Annotated in this window: 15 protein-coding genes and 1 pseudogene; 3 read left to right on the top strand and 13 right to left on the bottom strand. The window is 40.3% G+C overall.

All coding sequences use genetic code 11. The features are described 5' to 3' along the window. Positions 1–16: 16 nt before the first annotated feature. Together IW492_RS03170 and IW492_RS03175 are read left to right on the top strand one after the other, a co-directional pair. Positions 17–469 (top strand): LytTR family DNA-binding domain-containing protein, encoded by a 453-nt coding sequence (locus IW492_RS03170; protein WP_202065104.1) that lies wholly within the window; start codon positions 17–19, stop codon positions 467–469. Further along, on the top strand, positions 454–864 hold the full coding sequence (locus tag IW492_RS03175; RefSeq protein ID WP_202065112.1) for a hypothetical protein: 411 nt from the start codon (positions 454–456) through the stop codon (positions 862–864). The genes IW492_RS03170 and IW492_RS03175 overlap by 16 nt, the downstream gene beginning before the upstream one ends. Before the next feature lie 311 nt (positions 865–1175). On the opposite strand, the gene IW492_RS03180 is transcribed toward IW492_RS03175, so the two are convergent. The 7 genes and pseudogenes from IW492_RS03180 to IW492_RS03210 all read right to left on the bottom strand — a co-directional run bounded on the left by IW492_RS03180 (position 1176) and on the right by IW492_RS03210 (position 9497). Beyond that, the gene (locus IW492_RS03180; RefSeq protein ID WP_202065607.1) at positions 1176–2858 is read right to left on the bottom strand and encodes a metallophosphoesterase family protein; all 1683 of its coding nucleotides are present in this window, start codon (positions 2856–2858) and stop codon (positions 1176–1178) included. Positions 2859–3379: 521 nt separating this feature from the next. Further along, positions 3380–4933, bottom strand: coding sequence for a bifunctional metallophosphatase/5'-nucleotidase (locus IW492_RS03185; protein WP_202065113.1), 1554 nt, complete (start codon positions 4931–4933; stop codon positions 3380–3382). Between the two features lie 385 nt (positions 4934–5318). Next, positions 5319–6122, bottom strand: coding sequence for a metallophosphoesterase family protein (locus tag IW492_RS03190; protein ID WP_202065114.1), 804 nt, complete (start codon positions 6120–6122; stop codon positions 5319–5321). 2 nt (positions 6123–6124) lie between these two features. Next, the gene (phnE, locus tag IW492_RS03195) at positions 6125–6907 is read right to left on the bottom strand and encodes a phosphonate ABC transporter, permease protein PhnE (protein WP_202065115.1); all 783 of its coding nucleotides are present in this window, start codon (positions 6905–6907) and stop codon (positions 6125–6127) included. Continuing rightward, positions 6904–7683: a phosphonate ABC transporter, permease protein PhnE gene (gene phnE, locus IW492_RS03200; RefSeq protein WP_202065116.1), complete on the bottom strand. Its 780-nt coding sequence runs from the start codon at positions 7681–7683 to the stop codon at positions 6904–6906. Before phnE (IW492_RS03200) ends, phnE (IW492_RS03195) begins: the two co-directional genes overlap by 4 nt. Next, positions 7655–8444 (bottom strand): annotated as a pseudogene (gene phnC, locus IW492_RS03205) (phosphonate ABC transporter ATP-binding protein). Before phnC ends, phnE (IW492_RS03200) begins: the two are co-directional and overlap by 29 nt. A 126-nt stretch (positions 8445–8570) precedes the next feature. After that, on the bottom strand, positions 8571–9497 hold the full coding sequence (locus tag IW492_RS03210) for a phosphate/phosphite/phosphonate ABC transporter substrate-binding protein (protein ID WP_202065118.1): 927 nt from the start codon (positions 9495–9497) through the stop codon (positions 8571–8573). A 191-nt stretch (positions 9498–9688) separates the two neighbouring features. Between IW492_RS03210 and IW492_RS03215 the strand changes: the two genes are divergently transcribed. Next, a complete protein-coding gene (locus IW492_RS03215) occupies positions 9689–10366 on the top strand; it encodes a cyclic nucleotide-binding domain-containing protein (protein WP_202065119.1) in 678 nt (225 codons plus the stop codon). A 75-nt stretch (positions 10367–10441) separates the two neighbouring features. On the opposite strand, the gene IW492_RS03220 is transcribed toward IW492_RS03215, so the two are convergent. From IW492_RS03220 to IW492_RS03245, 6 genes are all read right to left on the bottom strand, one after another. Continuing rightward, the gene (locus IW492_RS03220; RefSeq protein ID WP_202065121.1) at positions 10442–11062 is read right to left on the bottom strand and encodes an AAA family ATPase; all 621 of its coding nucleotides are present in this window, start codon (positions 11060–11062) and stop codon (positions 10442–10444) included. A 5-nt stretch (positions 11063–11067) separates the two neighbouring features. Further along, entirely contained in the window at positions 11068–11934 is an 867-nt protein-coding gene (locus tag IW492_RS03225) for a class II fructose-bisphosphate aldolase (protein ID WP_202065123.1), read from the bottom strand. Between the two features lie 30 nt (positions 11935–11964). Further along, positions 11965–12363: a tetratricopeptide repeat protein gene (locus tag IW492_RS03230; RefSeq protein WP_202065126.1), complete on the bottom strand. Its 399-nt coding sequence runs from the start codon at positions 12361–12363 to the stop codon at positions 11965–11967. A 20-nt stretch (positions 12364–12383) separates the two neighbouring features. Then, complete coding sequence (locus tag IW492_RS03235) at positions 12384–13673, bottom strand: PTS sugar transporter subunit IIC (protein ID WP_202065129.1); 1290 nt, start codon at positions 13671–13673, stop codon at positions 12384–12386. 24 nt (positions 13674–13697) lie between these two features. Next, entirely contained in the window at positions 13698–14000 is a 303-nt protein-coding gene (locus tag IW492_RS03240; RefSeq protein ID WP_202065131.1) for a PTS sugar transporter subunit IIB, read from the bottom strand. Positions 14001–14169: 169 nt separating this feature from the next. Beyond that, complete coding sequence (locus IW492_RS03245) at positions 14170–16263, bottom strand: BglG family transcription antiterminator (RefSeq protein ID WP_202065133.1); 2094 nt, start codon at positions 16261–16263, stop codon at positions 14170–14172. Between the last annotated feature and the right edge of the window lie 864 nt (positions 16264–17127).

Raw genomic sequence — 17127 nt, forward strand, 5'->3', positions numbered from 1 at the left:
TGAAAGGAGGCAAACAATGAAAATTAATTATTTTTGGGATAAAGATTATTCATTAAATGAAATTGGCATACAATTAAATCCTCAAAATCAACACTTAACCACAAAACTGGATTTAAATTTAAATGGATATCCTAAACTTGAAGTCATTAATCCTATGAATGAACGAAAGTCAACAATCAACTATTCTGAAATTTACCTGATCGAGGCAATGGATCATCTTTCAAAAATTTATACAATTGATGAGAAAATATTCTATGCAAAAGGACGTCTCAAGGAATTCGAGGCACTATCTATCAATGGGATCATCCGAATCAACAACTCTGTTATGTTGAATTTAACAGAAGTTGTAGCCTTTAACAACGGGCAGTATGCCCGACTTGAAGTTCACACAAAAAATGGACAAACACACATTGTCAGCCGTCACTATGCAAAACAAATCAAGGAGGAATTTCAATGTTTAAAGAATTAAAAAATCAATTTATGCAAACCAGTTTTCTAACAACTATTTGGGTACTTGGAATTACAACACTCGTATACGGGAACTCCACCGTTAAGTTGAGCAGTTTTTGGTCTATCATAGGAATTTCAATTATTATAGCTGCAATTTTCGGTATCATTTATCCTTATATTTGGAACTATGGTACTTGGACAGCACCAGTGAATATTACAATAACAACACTGGTCAATTTTTTGAGCGGATTTGCTGCTGTTTTTCTTTTTTCAAAAGATATGTTTGAACTGATCACACCTTACTGGTGGGCAATATTACTGCTGAATTTGCTCCTTCATATCATTGCATTCTATTTTTATAGAAATTATCAGAATAAAAAAATGGTCACTGAACTGAATCATTTAGCTAAATAAGAATCATTGAGAGTGTCCTATTAAAGAGTTGATACTAGAAAAATCTAGGTATTAATCTTACTTAAAAACCAGTAATACTAATTAAACAGCAGAGCTTGGAACACCTTTCCTGCCCCTCCCAAGCTCTGCTGTTTCTATAACTAAATAATAAACACTTGAAACGCACAATTTCAGATTAAGTGCCTATCTCCTCTCCAGTTTAGTGCAGCCCTAACTCACACAAAACAATACTCTCCGGAAAAATTGCGGTTCTAAATTCAGCAGCTGTTATTTATGAGCAGCACTCATAAAACCTTTATTAATCTTATCTTCTAATTTCCATTGTATCCCCTGCTTAAATCAATCAAGCTCATCAAATCAAACCCTGTATTCATACTTGAGTAGATGGAACACACCACAAATAATTCCTTTCCGGCAAATATCACCTTCTTGAACCTGCCCGAAGATGGCGGAATATGGTGATGCCCATGGACAGCCCCGAGGATATTGTATTGTTCAAACAGGGTCTCAATTTCCGGCTCTGTACAAACATATTCCTTGTTGTATGCATTGCTTTTCGGCGAAAGCATACTGAGCTCATTAAACAGAGGCGCATGCGAAACAATAACAGTGGGTATCTCATAATCTTCAGCAAGCAATTCTTTTAAGGCTTTGAGAATAAAGCGTTGCTGCTGTTTTTTTCGTCTGACCTGTGCAACAGGAATAGTAAGCCCTATATAGCGAATGCCATTATGAACAAGACTGCTGTTATTCAGCAGATTAACTCGAGGAAAACGTTTCTCCACTTCCCCTTTTACCACCTCATAATAAACATGATCACCTGGCGGCAGCAAATACCAGGACTCATCCGGATTGACCAAAAGTACTTTGAACCAGTGCTCTTCGAAAAACGGCCGCCATTTATCCCACTGTTCACCTTTTTTGTATCGACTGTCCGGCAAGACATCCACCAGTTCATGATTTCCCAGAACATAAATTCCCCGAATGTCTTCATTTTCTACATGAGAATCCGAAATATCTCCGACCAGAATATTGAAGTGATTGTTCGTAAATGGAAACTTGCCGTCAATTGTATGCATGTCAGAAACCACATTGACAAGATTTGTATTTTCCGTTGAATGCACATTTTCAAAATATTTCATCAGCTCATTTGGATCAGTACTATGTGCAACATAATTTTTTCGTATCTCAGACAGCTCTTTTCCATATTCTGAACGTAACAGCGGTTTATTATTTGCCGGCACAGATTCTTTCGTAACAAGCATCGATTCTTCTATCGTCTGTTTCACTTCCTGAGGCAGCAGCGCCAGCGCCGGTTGTATATCGGAATCAAACGTCAGTCGTTTATACATCGTGTGCTCATCAAAAAGATGTGTCTGCACAGCGGTTTCCAGCAACTGGATATTTTTCCCGTCTGTTGTAATCGGCAAAGCGTGCGTCAGCTGTACAACAAAATTTAGGAATTCTGAAATATAGCCGGAGATTCCCGTTTTCACATTTTCAGTAAATAAAAATTTCCCGGGAAGATTTGCGGAAAGAGGACCTGTTTCATCATGCTGCAGCAACCGCCCCAGAATTTGGATCATAAATAAAGGCTGTTCAAAAATTGCGTTATAGGCCTGAACAACTTCAGCAGAGTCCTTGTCTACTCGCTTATTCATCACCTGAAAAATACTCAGCATTAAATATTTCTCCAGATTGGTTTTATGTGATTCAATATATCGCTGTACTTCTTCCGGATGAAGCAAATACTGGATTGCTGCGCGCTGAATATAGTTTCTGGCAGTATCATAAGGAATCGCCGAATATACAAGATCGCCTCTGGAAGACAGCGCCATGGAATCCTCTCTTACATTGTAGGTCAATTGAAAATAGTCATTTTTAAAAAGCGTCTTATTAACAGGACGTCGTTTATTCTCTGGATAAAGATCGAAACGTGAGACAAGCTCTGATGGCAGTACACTTGAACTTTTCACTGATGTCAAAGCATTCATATTCTCTTGCTTTATTGATTCAAACGGCTGCTGTTTTCCAACAATTAAATAATCATTTTCACCACTTGTTTCCATATAATCACCTCACGCTTTCGAATGAATAACCAATCCATTCTCCTGATTTTTATTCCATAACTTTGTCATGTCTTCCCTTCATTATATCATCTCTTCAATCATTCGAATTAACGGGATTAAAAAAACACACTGAAATGAATGACAAACAAGGCTCGATGCCCTACCCGCGCTCAATCCAGTATGTTTTCTTGTTTCGTACAAAAGTTATGACAAAAGCACTTAGCTCCGAGAACTAAGAACAGGGATGCTCACCGCTTGTAAGCTCTAAACTGTACCAAGCATTTATGCGAGAAGACATCGAATCACTTCTTTCTTCGTGATTCGACGCCATAAAAAGGACAAGCTGAAAATTGCCAAAAAAGCTTATGAGAGCGTATCACTTTGTATTGAGAACCAAAACGGAGTCCTTCAAGAGACTGTGACCACTCTGTTCGGTATAATGATTCTTAATTACCTAAAACCACCTGAAAATTTTGATTTGTTTCAGCTTTAATTATCGGGTGCTGCTTTAAGTAATCAGCGATCAATTCTGTCATATCGATTTGAATCTCCCGCACAATTTTTCCTGCATTAAACATCTTATAATTACCTCCGCCAACTGCACGGTACTGATTCACAACTACTTCAAGCTCCTGCTCCGGAGTAACTGCTTTTTCATAAAATAAGAGCTGAGTAATTCTTTGTCCCGGCGGCTCACTCATATCAATCGTATAATCAATACCTTCATACATGTCATAGTTATAATACTGCGGCTTTGGTTTGATAAATGCAGGATTAAAAATAATCTTCCCATCCTCAACTGCCAAATAATTTGCCGTTTGCTCCAAAGCTTCCCGCAACTCGGCTCCGGTAATCTTTATCACCGCCAAAGTATTAGGATAAACATAGTTAGTAATAACATCCCGCATGGTGATTATCTGATTGAAGCCTTTTCCTTCATTGTTGAACAGTGCTGTTCCAGATATCTCAGCGCCGCTGGCAGCCATTTGTACATGATTGATAAATTCTACATAAGGATGCTCAACGAGACGCGCCTGCATGGGATCTGTAATCTGCATCGATCCTTCAACCTGTCCCAGAGGCTGATCCAGCCACTTGTCCAAATCATCTTCCAATGATTCGACTAAAGTAAGAATTTCTGGATCAGCCGCAGTATTCTCAACTGAGTGCAGAGCCGCACTGCTGTCAACAACAACCACTTTCTCCCCCTTCTTCTCCACCGTTAACTGAATCTCTCCGATATGACTGCCTCGATAGCCTGGCTGAACAACAGGTACACCATTTAAGAACGCAGCGATTTGTCGATGCTGATGTCCTGTAAAAAGAGCATCAATTCCCGCCACTTCCTGTAACAGCGCATAGCCTTCATTTTCACCGGTCAGCACTTCTGTTGCTTCCCCAGTCTCTAAATCTCTTTCAAAGCCTCCATGATAACAAACAATCACAAGATCAGCCATTTGTCTCAGCTTCGGAATATATTTTTTAGCCGTTTGGATAATGCTCTCAAACTGCATTCCCTGAATTGTTTCTGGTTGTTCCCAGTGGGGGATGTATTGTGTTGTCAGTCCCAGGACAGCAATTTTTATTCCCTCTTTTTCAAGGATCGTATACCCTTGTCCAAAATAAGGCGCCCCCTGTTCATTGAGGATATTGGCTGCCAAAATAGGCGCCGTATAGCTGCTGAGTGTTTTCTTCAAGTATGCTTTTCCATAGTTGAACTCATGATTGCCCAACAGCTGAACATCATACCCCATATGATTTATAACACTTGTCAATTCACTTGCTGAAGACCTTTTTTTTGCAACATAGTAGCTCAAAGGAGACCCCTGAATAAAATCGCCATTTTCAATCATGATTACCGGTCCTTCAGCTTGTTCACGCAGTTCTTTCATTTTAGCGGCAACCTTTGCTGCGCCAATCGCCAAATCCTGCTTGCTTATATAATCAGTTGGATAGACATACCCATGCATGTCACTTGTTTCAAGAAAAGTAATTTTCATTTAATCGCTCCTTTAAAATAGATAAAGAAAAACAGTCGAGACAGCCTCTTGCTTGTCTCGAATAACCGCAGAAACAGAAATGTTCAGCGCTGTCTCTATGAGTTTCACTACACTACATTTCGTTTCGATCTCATCAATTTCTAAATGGCAAAGCCGTTAAGTTTTTGAAGGACTTCGTTCCAAACCTCGAGACAAAAGCTTGAAGCTTATTGTTTTTTCTGTCCCGTCGTTTATTTGAGTTTTCCAAATACTATAAGTCTAAGAACCTTTGTATTTCAGATTCCTGTTTGTATCTTTTGCTTTTATTCACATAAAAGTCGGCAGCTCTGCAACAACTAAAATTAGAGACACTCGAAAAAATCTCTTTCAGCACAAGCTGTGTGGCTTACACACTCAAATCAAGGGTTTTCAGCACATGACCCGGTTTGAAGTTTTCTGACAGCTGCCTTGTCATCTCTCCCTGCTCGAAATGGTACAAATTATAGCCATATCCTTCTTCAAAGCGAACAATTCCAGCACCCTCATCTTCTCCGATAAACGACATGCCGGCAACCGTATAATATGGAATCCCGTTAATTCTTCCTATAAAAGGATGATGAGTATGTCCATTTAATATACAACGAATATCATAGGGTGCAACTAGCTCAAGAAATCGGTCGGTTCCCGACCACTTTGGTGTAGCACTTTGCTGCGACAGAAGATGATGATGTGTCACCAAAATAATTGGTCGGTCTTTTAGTTTATTCAGCGTCATTTCCAGCCACTGAAACTGCTCTTCATTTACACAACCATCTGCCTGAGCATAACATGAATTGTCAAAAGCCAGAACAGTGAAATCAGGGTAGTCCACAACCTGATTATAAGGTAAGTCGGATGCTTCTTCCTCACACCAGCCTGAGCGGAAGTGTCTCTTGATATCATGATTTCCTAAAGTAACGATCACATCCGTATTCCCCAATGCTTCATACAGCCATTCTTTAAAAAAACGATAGTCTTCTGCCTCTCCATCCTCTGTCAGATCTCCGCTGATAATAACAATATCCAGCACAGTCTGCTGCTGAACACGCTCCAAACATTGTGCTAAAGGGATCAAAGGACTCTGCATACTAGCGAGCATTCCTTTATACCCTTCTTCACATGCTTCGTAGGTTCTGCGAAAATGAATATCTGATATATGCAATATGTTCATGGTTATCTCAATTTCTTTCTAATAATTCCAGTGATTTGATCCAAAATAAACACAGTAACAACCACTCCAATCAAAATAATACTGACTTTCTCCCAGCTGCGCGTCTGAATCGCAAAGATTAAGGGCGCACCAATTCCGCCGGCACCGACCAGCCCAAGCGTTGCTGCACTCCGAACAGCGATTTCAAAATGATTCAGCGCCAGCGAGCTATAAATCGGCAGCAGATAAGAAAAACGGACAGAAAACAAGGTCTGCCAAAAATTGGCGCCAACTGCATACATTTCTTCCACCGACCGTTCATCCATTGCTTCCATTTCTTCTGTAAACAGTTTTCCCAGCATGCCGATTTGATGAACACCAATTGCCATAACACCGGCAAACGGACCCGGTCCAACCACTTTTACAAAAATAATTGCAAAAACCAGCTCAGGAAAAGCACGCAACACATTACAGACAAACTTGCCGACTCTTGTAACCATTGGATGTGCAGACCATAGATTGACGGCACTCAGCAACGTTAACGGAATAGCCAGAACAGTGGCAATCATTGTCCCCAGACAGGCAATACCGATTGTCAGCAGCAAAAGACTGACCAAATCTTCCCCGCTGCCGTCGTAGAAAAAGCGCCAGTCCGGCTGGCTCAGTCCTTTTAATACATCCATTCCCATCGAAAGCGAAAAAGTACTTAATCCGGAATAATCAATACTCACAGCTGAAATCACAACGAGAGCAATCAGAACACTGATTGACAGTATCGTTTTTTTGCTCATTTCACGAATCATCATTTGAACGACCTCCTAACCCGTTCACTTAGTTTGTCGACAATTGTTACAGTTACTAAAATCGTAAGAATAATGATTGAAACACGCTCATATTTTAACAACGCCAGAGAAGAATTCAAAATCACACCGATTCCCCCCGCACCAACATAGCCTAGAATAGTCGATGCACGGACATTCACTTCAAATGCATAAAAGGCATACCCGATAAACTGATTGATTACCTGCGGGACTACTGACCAGACAGCTGTCTGTATTTTATTGGCGCCAACTGCTGCTGCTGCCTCCAGCGGTCCAAAGTCAATCGTTTCAATCACCTGAAACATCAACTGGGAAACCATTCCAAATGTAAAAACAGCAATCGTCAAGACACCAGCCGCTTCACCTATCCCAAAGATCGCAACGAAAAGAGCGGCTAAGAGCAGCGTAGGAATCGTACGGACCAAGCCAAGAAAAAAACGAATAATCGTTGAAATCAGGCGATTGTCTGTGGCTACCGTTGTAGCTGCGAAACTGACTGGTATAGCCAGACCTACACCAAGAACAGTCCCTAGCAGCGACATTGCCAGAGTTTTGAGCATCGGACTGATCAGTCTGGGCAAATAACCAAAATCAGGGTGAATAAATCGCGACAAAAAAGCCGTCATTTGGCTTGAATTCGAAATGACTTTTGAAAAATCAGCTCCCGTAATCCAGACACTTCCCTGAAAACAGAGTAGCAAAAAAAGAAGCAGCAGTAAATGCTTATACCAGTTAAAATGTACAGTCTCTTTCAATTTCATATGCTTTCCCTGTCCTCTTCAAAAATAGCTTTGCCGTAAATCTTTTCCAAACGAGCTTCTGTCAGTTCCTCAGGATTCCCATCAAAAACCACCTGCCCTGCATTCAATGCAATAATGCGTGTGGAAAATTCTCTTGCCAGCGGTACTGAGTGCAGATTGACAATCACGGTTTTATTCATTGTCTGATTAATACTTTTCAGATCCTGCATTACTTTTTGTGTCGTAATCGGATCTAATGACGAAACTGGTTCATCCGCCAAAATAACAGGTGCCTGCTGTACCAATGCACGGGCAATGGAAACCCGCTGCTGCTGACCTCCGCTCAGCTCATCACTGCGTGTATGTAATTTATCTGACAAACCAACTGTTTCCAGCGCATCTTTTGTCCGCTGATAGTCTTCTTTTGTAAACAATCCAAAAATACTTTTTAACGTAGAATAATAGCCCAGCCTTCCGGACAGGACATTCTTTTGGACAGTACTTCGTTTCACCAGATTAAAGCTCTGTGAAATCAGCCCGATTTGTCGGCGAATCAGCCGCAGCTCTTTCTTGCCTGCTTTGGTAATTGAGGTTCCATTAACACGGATATCCCCTTCTGTAATGGGTACCAGACGGTTGATGGAGCGCAGCAGCGTACTCTTGCCGGCACCGCTTAACCCGATAATTGAAACAAATTCCCCTTCTTCTATTGTCAGGTTGATCTTTTGCAGACCCTTCACACCATTTGGGTAAACCTTTGAAACATTGTCAAAAATAATCATGAACTTTCCTCTTTTATAATGAGGTCGGGACAAACACCCTTATGAATATTTGCCCCGCCGGTTATTTAATTTTTCCTTATCGCATGTGTCCGGGAATCCGCAGCCTTTCCCAGACCAATTACTCATTTATTCTGCTGCTTTTTCAGTATATGCTCGAATCGTATCATAAGCAGAATCTGCCGCTTCTTCATAGCCCTGATGTCCCCACAATGACATCGCTTCAGCACCTTCTTCATCAGCTTTCATCCCCAGAAAGACTTCTTTAATTTCTGCCTTCAGTGTCTCATCCATTTCCGGTTGAACAGCAATAGCATCATTCGGGATATCCCCTTCTGTCAGATACAGTACGCTTAAATCCTTAAACAAATCATCATCAGAAAAGCTTGATGCAAATACATTTCTGGCGCCTTCAAATACAAATGCCGCATCCATTTGCCCATTTAATACAGCCGTAATCTCACTTGGAATATCATTGACTGTTGTGATCGTTGCATCGGTTGTCGGATCAACGCCTGCATCCTTCAGCTCCGCCACTGGATAGATATATCCGCTGGCTGAGTTAGGACTCAATGCTGCAATTTTCTTCCCTTTTAAATCCGTTAATTTCTTTATATCACTGTCTGCCCGAACCAGAATTTCTCCTTTAAAGGTATTTGTCAGCTCCCCCTCTAACGGCAAGCCGGTTTCCTGATCATAATCCCCTAGCTGTGAAGTTAAAATAGCCTCTGCTGCATCCATATCTTTGGCCTGAACATAAGCTGCAGGCGGCATAATTCCTATGTCAACCTGTCCTGAAGCCATCGCTTCGACAATTGTTGAATAATCAGTAGCCAAGGTTACCTCTACTTCACGATCCAGTTTCTTTGATAAATATTCGGCAAATGGTTTTGCTTTTGCTTCCATACTGCCGTCATTATTTGTCGGCACGAATTGAACAGTTAATTTGTCCTTCTTTGACTCATCTGAACTGTTGCTGTTTCCTGAATTACACCCAGATAAAGCCGCTACTAGTATAATCCCCATAAACACCTTAGCCAATTTCTTAAAATGCATTTTTTCTCCTCCTGTTGGAAAATGATTTCTAGTACCTCTAAATCATATCAAGAAATGAAACTTTTTGAAGTGACACACGTCACATTTACACGATTTTTACATACAATTTACAAAAAAAGATCATTATCGTTCGCATTGAGACTAAATCCTTTCTACGTTATAATAAAGAAAAAGCACAGGAGAGACTTTCCATGAAAAAAATTAAGGATGCGGAACGATTGTCTTCATATATCGAAAGTCATGATCTTCAGTCCTACATGGATTCAGATCTTTTTGCGATGGCTTCTTTATACTCTTTTGAAAAAGACGAACATCTTATACATACCGGAACCGTTTCTGATTTTCTTTATTTTTTAGTTAAAGGAACAGTCATGGTGTATTCTTATTCTACTGATGCACAAAATATTTGTATCGATTATGCCACACCGGCAACTCCACTGGGAGAGGCCTCCTCTTTGTGGGAACTTTTGCCAAAAAGCAGTGTAAAGGCTGTTACTCCAAGCATTTGCGTCTGTATCTCGTTAAATCGTTATCGAGCAGCACTGCAGCAAGATGTTCGTTTCCTGCAAAATATCTGTCAGCTCCTCAGCTGCCGGTTAAACTCAGGCATCAATCTGGCAAATTCTCTGACTGAATCTGTCGAAATCCGCCTGGCCAAATTTATTTTAGCACACCAGAAGAATGAGACCTTCTCTTTTCAGCTCACAACCTGCGCAGCTATCTTAAACGTAAGCTACCGGCATCTTCTGAGAACCATTACCAGCTTTCGTGAAGCAAATATATTGGAGAAGCATAAAAACTATTACCTGATTCGTGACGCTGCCGCTCTGAATGAGCTGGCGGAAAATCTTGGAGCTTCAGTGAAATAGCAGTATGTGATTGAATATAAAATTAACAGAGGATGACACAGCCCTGCTGTTGTCATCCTCTGCTTTCAGTTTCACCTATTCGTCATTCGCTATCTGCTGCTCTAATTTATCCAGCAACGACGTATAGTCTACCTTTTCATAGTCCGTTACGTCAAACTCGTACAATGTCCCCAATTCAAATGCATCATAATTTCTGTCTGAAATAATCTTTTTAAAGGCTTCTTTTGTAATGTGGTTAGTCGCCAGTCTCCGATCGTCCAGAGAATCTCCATAATGATAATGATCCATGATGTAGCTCAGATGACGTTCATGTTCACGGTCACGCGTATAACGGCGTTCCCACAGCACATCGAAATCTGCTGTCAGTCTGATTGTAACGACTTCATAGCCATATGTTTCTGCCATCTTTTGAAGCTGCCCCTTTTGTTTGTCGCTAAACGGATACTCGGAAACAACGACTTTCTTTCCCGCCTCCATATAGAGAGCCAAAGCCTTATAATAGAATGGATACACCTTACTTCGTTCCTGTTCAGCCCGTTCTTCCAAATTATCAAAACCAATTGAATCGGCATAATATTCCTTGATTTCGTCTAATGTGATTTCATACATATCCGGAAATCGTTCACGAAGCTTGTTCATAAGATATGTTTTCCCTGTGCCGGGACTACCGGCTAGAAGAATGAAATACTTTTTCATTTTTCTTACTTCCCCAAATTAGTTGGACTTTCCAGATTCATAAATAAACCAATCTTATGAGAAACAATTTCCTTCACTGTTCCATTTGCCGGAATCACGTTATGACGAAGGGATTTATTGACCTCGGTTTGGCTGAACGACTCTTTCGCTGCTTTTGTCCAATTTACCAACAGCTCCGTGCCCACATTAAACTTACGAATCCCGTTATTGATCAGCTCAGGATAGTCTTCCTCTTTAACCCCTGTTCCGCCATGAATCACCAGAGGAACATCTACCACTGCATTAATTTCTTTTAACAAAGGAATGTTTACTTCTGTTTTAGATTTAAACTGACCGTGATTCGTTCCTATGGCAATGGCCAGCGCATCCACACCTGTTGCTTTTACAAATTCTACAGCATCCTCAGGCTTCGTATAGACTTTATCATCCTCCGCTACGTGGATTCCCTCCTCCGTACCGCCAATCGTTCCCAGTTCACCCTCAACAGACACACCCTTTGCATGAGCATATTCAACAACGGCTTTCGTTTTTAGAATATTTTCTTTAAAGGGTAAATGAGACCCGTCATACATTACAGATGTATATCCGCTGTCAATTGCCTCTTTAATATCATCAAAATTGCGGGCATGGTCCAAATGAAGAACCGCATCCACCATCTCCTCATCAGCGATAGCTTTCACAACATTGACCAATACGTTCATTCCAATATATTTTGCTGTATCCACACTAGTCTGAATAATAATGGGTGCACCCATTTCTTTTGCTGCTCTCAGCATATCCGGCAGCATCTCCAAATTATGTGTATTAAACGCTCCGACTGTAAAATTCAATTCTTCTGCTGTTTTAGTGACTTCCTTTAAAGTTGTATACATAATCAAATCCGCCTTATCTCTTATTTATAATTATTGATTTCCACTAATCGTTACTTGTTTGGCAATTTGCCGCATCTCATCCATTTTTCCCATATAGTAGTCGATCCCCTGATCATCCCCGGCCCGTGCTGCTTCCGCCCGCTTTTCGTTATACAGGCTCATCAGCTTCTTATATCCGTCGCCGATGCTCTTTTTATTTTCCAAGCTTTTTTCAAGCTGTTCGATTGCCTGATCTTTTTCATTCAAATCGGACAGTTTAAGTCCCACTTGCTCAAAAAGCTCTGCCAGTTTATTATTATCTTGGGTAGTTGAAATTTCCTGATTCAATCGGTTAATCTCTGATCGAATTTTTTCCGCTGCCTCCGGAGACAGAACTTCTACTTCTTTCTCCGGTTCTTTTTTTTCTTTCTTTTTAAAAAGTCCGAACATTGGATATCCCTGCTTTCAGTTTAAAATGCTTTCAAAATCGGGCTCAAAAGCCATGCATACAATAGAGCTGCTGCGACAGTATCCACATCAGTTGCTGTTGCATTAACAAAGCCCATTGAATTGAAAATGGTAACCAGCAGTGCCGGCAGCAATGTGATAAAGAAGCCGTGCGCAATCCCGCCGATAATCGCTCCCCTTCGTCCGCCTACAGCATTTCCGAAAATTCCTGCAGTTCCGCCTGCAAAAAAGTTTGTTAACATTCCCGGAAGGATCATGGCAAGTCCGAACATCGGCAGTGTAAACATCGCGATAATCGTTCCAATCGTTGTAGTAATGAATCCCAGTATGACTGCATTTGGGCTGTACGGGAAGAATACCGGACAATCCAATGCCGGAATAGCATCGGGAACCAGCTTCATTGCAATCCCTCGGAATGCCGGTACAATTTCTCCCAGCAGCAGACGAACACCCGCCAGCAGCACATAAACCCCAACAACAAACTGAATTGCCTGAAGAAATGCGAACATAATATAATTTTGACTGCCGGATAATTCAGAAGCAAATGACTCTCCTGCAAAGACTGCTGTAATAATGTACAGCGGAACCATAACGACCATCACAGACAAATACGTATCTTGTAAGAACTCAAAGTGTGACGGCAGCTTGATATCTTCAATGGATTTTTTATTTTCTCCTTTTTCACCAAAAATCTTGGCAACCCCTGCTTCAAACAAATAACCAATCGTACAAAAATGTCCTAAAGCAATATCGTTGGAGCCCGTAACTTTTCGGATAATCGGCTGAGCAACAGCCGGCATCGCAATGGCAAACACTCCGCCGACAAAGCCGCCAACCAGAATCAGAACAAATCCCCGTAAACCGGCAAAATACCCAAACACTGTTGTCATCGTAGCCATCCATAAAATTGCCTGTCCAGTTAAGAAAATATATTTCCATTTCGTGAAGCGGGCCAGTAAAATATTAAACACAAAAATTGCCAGAAATGTTAACGCAATGTCTCTGCCCAACCCTAGATCATTCATTGCCTGTCCATTGATCGCTTCAATTGAAGGAATAATCCCCTGCATCTGGAAGCCTTCAGTAAATATTTCACCAAAATATGTCAGACTGCCCACAATAATACTTGAGCCGGCACTCAGTACCTGAAAGCCTAAAAGAGTTTTCAATGTACCTGAAATCACCTGACCTGCCGATTTCTTTTGCAGAAGCAAACCCAGCATTGCTATTAACGCAATGGTGATCGATGCCTGTGTCAAAATGTTTTCGATAATAAAATTGATAATCCCCATTTCTCTTTCCCCTCATTTCTTTTTTTAAATAACCCCTTTGTCTTTTAAGACTGGAGTAATTTTTTCCTCAATCTCATCTTTAGAAACAATATTTTTCAGATAAATCATTGCCGTTTTAGGATCTACCTGAAATTTTTCAAATTGGGAACGGAAATTCTCAGCTGTAATAATTACATCCGGCTTCATGGAAGCAGCCGATGAAATATCGCAGTGATCCAGCTTTGCTTCTACGCCCAGTTTATTTAATACATCCTCTGCTGACATTTGTGCCGCAAAGCTGCTGCCCAATCCTGCTCCGCATACGAATAAAATATTTAATTTGTTCATGTTCTCCTACCCCTTTTCTTATTTGTGAAAACTACTCAGATAACTTCACAGTTTCTTTATTCCGGTGACTTGATATTTTTCCGATTATTGACTTCATTTCCATCGTTATTGGCTTTGAATCGATTTTATCTGCCCAATACTTAAGCTTAAACGATCCTCCTCCTTCCTGTTATTCTTCCGCTTCTGAAAACAGCAGCTGCTTGAACTGGGTCATGTTTGTACAGTTGATCAACTGGTTCAGCTTCGATTCATCATTAATCAAGGCAATCAATTCTTTCATAAGATTTAGATGTGAATAAGAATCAACTGCTGCCAGACAGAAGATGATCTTCACCGGGTCCATGTCTGGATTTCCAAAATTAATCGGGTGCTCAATCGTAGCAACACTGAGACCCAGCTTCTTGGCACCGTCTTCCGGTCTTGCATGTGCTAAAGCCAAATGCTTGCCAATCACAATATACGGTCCGAATTCTTCCACGGCACGAACCATGGCATCAACATACTGTTTTTCAATAATGTCGTCTTTCACCAGTGGTTTTGCAACCAGCTCAATAGCATCTTGCCACGTCGATGCATTTTTCTTGATCATAATATGATTGTCTGTCAGGATGTCTTTTAACATTGGTTGGATCTCCCTTTTATTTATTTCTAAGCTGTTCCTCTCAAATATCGCCTCCAGCTTGCTGTAGATGTTCCGATTAACCCGGCCACCGCTTTCTTCAATGATCGTTAGAATATTCGCAAACAGCTCTGTTGATTCATTTCCATGCGGCTCCAATCGCTGAAACTCATTATTTTTCTTTAAAAACTCTCCAACTATCGGAATATTTGCATCCGTAAGAATTGGATCAATGACCAGAACCGGCTTGTTCTGATAAGCTACATTAAACGTAGTAAACACCAAATCCACATCCAGCTTGTCCACCAGCTTCACTTCTTTGGAGCTCAACACCGCGACAACCTTAATTTGAGGGAACTTCTCTTTCAGGTTCTCTGCAAGCAAATTACCAGTAGCTATACCGTGGTTACAGACCACAACAGATTTATAAATATATGTCAGATCACGATTGATTGCGCTGGCAACAGTGGAGAAATGAATGACCAGAAAGGCGATCTCATCTTCAATGACTTTCCCGCCAACTACTTCTTCAAGAGTCGGAATAAACTGCATCACAGCACGATAGATAGGGTGATAGTTAGCTTTGATGTTATCCTTTAACGGGTTAAAAACCTGAATATCATTTTTGATTCTGACGATAAGAGCCGCTATATGCTTGTACAAATTCTCGCACAGCATTTCTTCTTTTGAATTAAAAGGAATATGTGTCTCATTTTCTACAAATTGAATCAGTTGGATTGTGAGTAACTGAGCTTGAACCCATTCAAGCGTATTTGATATGTCTCTTGTGTTAAATGTTTCAATTGTAAAACGAATATAATTACGTTCTACTTGCGGCACATCTTCCAGTTGATAGCCTTTAATAATTTTATCAATAAAATCAGAGAAGACATCATCTTCAAATTCCGCATTTTTCCAGCTTACTGCTGAGATAAGCTCATGCTTTTTTACCCGCTGAATCCAGATCAGAGTGAACAGAAGAATTTGATTTTTGTAGATATCATTTTCCTGCCTGGGGTGTTCACCAGAATAAATCTCGGCAAGCTTTTGGATTTCTTGTATATTGAAATACTTGTTAAAAACCTTTTGTGCTGGTGTTACGCTGGAATCTTTACTCCTCGAGAAGTCGATCATACCCAAATTCTGATTAATCAAATCGTAAATCATTGTTCGTATGGAGCGTTCAGGACCTTTATAGGACAACCCCTGCTTTCCATAGCTGACAATTTCTATTCCGTATTTCAATAAATCTGCTCTCAGCCGACGCATATCTTCATCCATGGTACTTTTAGAAATTTGAAATTCCTCTTCTTTGCGGTTCAAATACACAGGATTTTTTTCATAGGCGATAGACAGGACGATATCAAAGGTCCTCTCATTCCGGTTTAACAGGTCTCCATTTAGGTTTAACAGAGCCGCTTCCAGTACCTTCTCTTCCTCCGAAGTCATCTTCAGCAAAAACCCTTTACTGCGGATGGTCAGAATTTCAGGCAATTCTTTACTGGTCAACCATTCATTAGCCTCAAGAATCTCTGTCCGAATCGTACGCTGACTTACATTAAAATCAGCTGCCAATACCTCTGCTTTGATTGGATATTCAGATGCGCTGATTCTTTGAAGTAATTCAACTGTTCTTGTTTTCATAGAAGTAGGTTCCTTTCTGATTTCAGTATATGCCCTTGCCAATAAATTAAAAAGTGGAGATTTCTTCCAACTAAAACGGAAGTAATGCAAACGCTGCCAACACAAAACTATTTCATTATTAATTCTGTTAATTTCAAAATGAAAACTAATAATGTACTAAAGCAGAGCAGGATTACCAAAATTGTGCATTTCCCTATGGATTTCCTCTATCTTACTACGATAATCAAAAATTAAAAATTAAAGCCCCTTTTACTAACACTTGGTAAAAAGCAGCTTTATTATTAAACGAAGCCTCATATTTTGACAGTGGCTGATCAAAGGAATTTGAGACAGTAAATCTAAAATAGACGATTAGTGTTATGTCCGGATATTAATCTACTCTATTACTGTTAAATAAGATCAGTCTGGTAAGGGAAAATTTTGGGATGCGACAAACGGATGTCACAGTCCCATATACAAAGAAATAGTTGTATGCAGACAACAAGCTTTGAATGTGAATCTTTCAAGCTTTAAGCGGAGTCTGCCTCTTGATCCAGCAAAATGCTAGACGACTGACAATCGCTGTTAATTTATATTGGCATGTATCCAGCAGTCTCATATGTAATACTATTGGATATACTTCACATTTCTTGAATTAGAAACATAACTTAGCTTTAAATCGGTCAAGATATTAGTAAAAAAACTCAAAAAAAACACCCTCCAGAATATGGAAAGTATCTTGAAATCCTTGATAATACAAAGAGTAACGTTTTGATAATTGGTTGAAAAAGTTGGTAAACCCCAAAGTACTATTGCAAGAATAGAAAATGATACAGTGAATGCTAGTTTTAAAATCCCCTATGAAACTGCTATCAAAGCAGGTAA

This window comes from Enterococcus sp. BWB1-3 (assembly GCF_016745275.1).
Lineage (GTDB): Bacteria > Bacillota > Bacilli > Lactobacillales > Enterococcaceae > Enterococcus_L.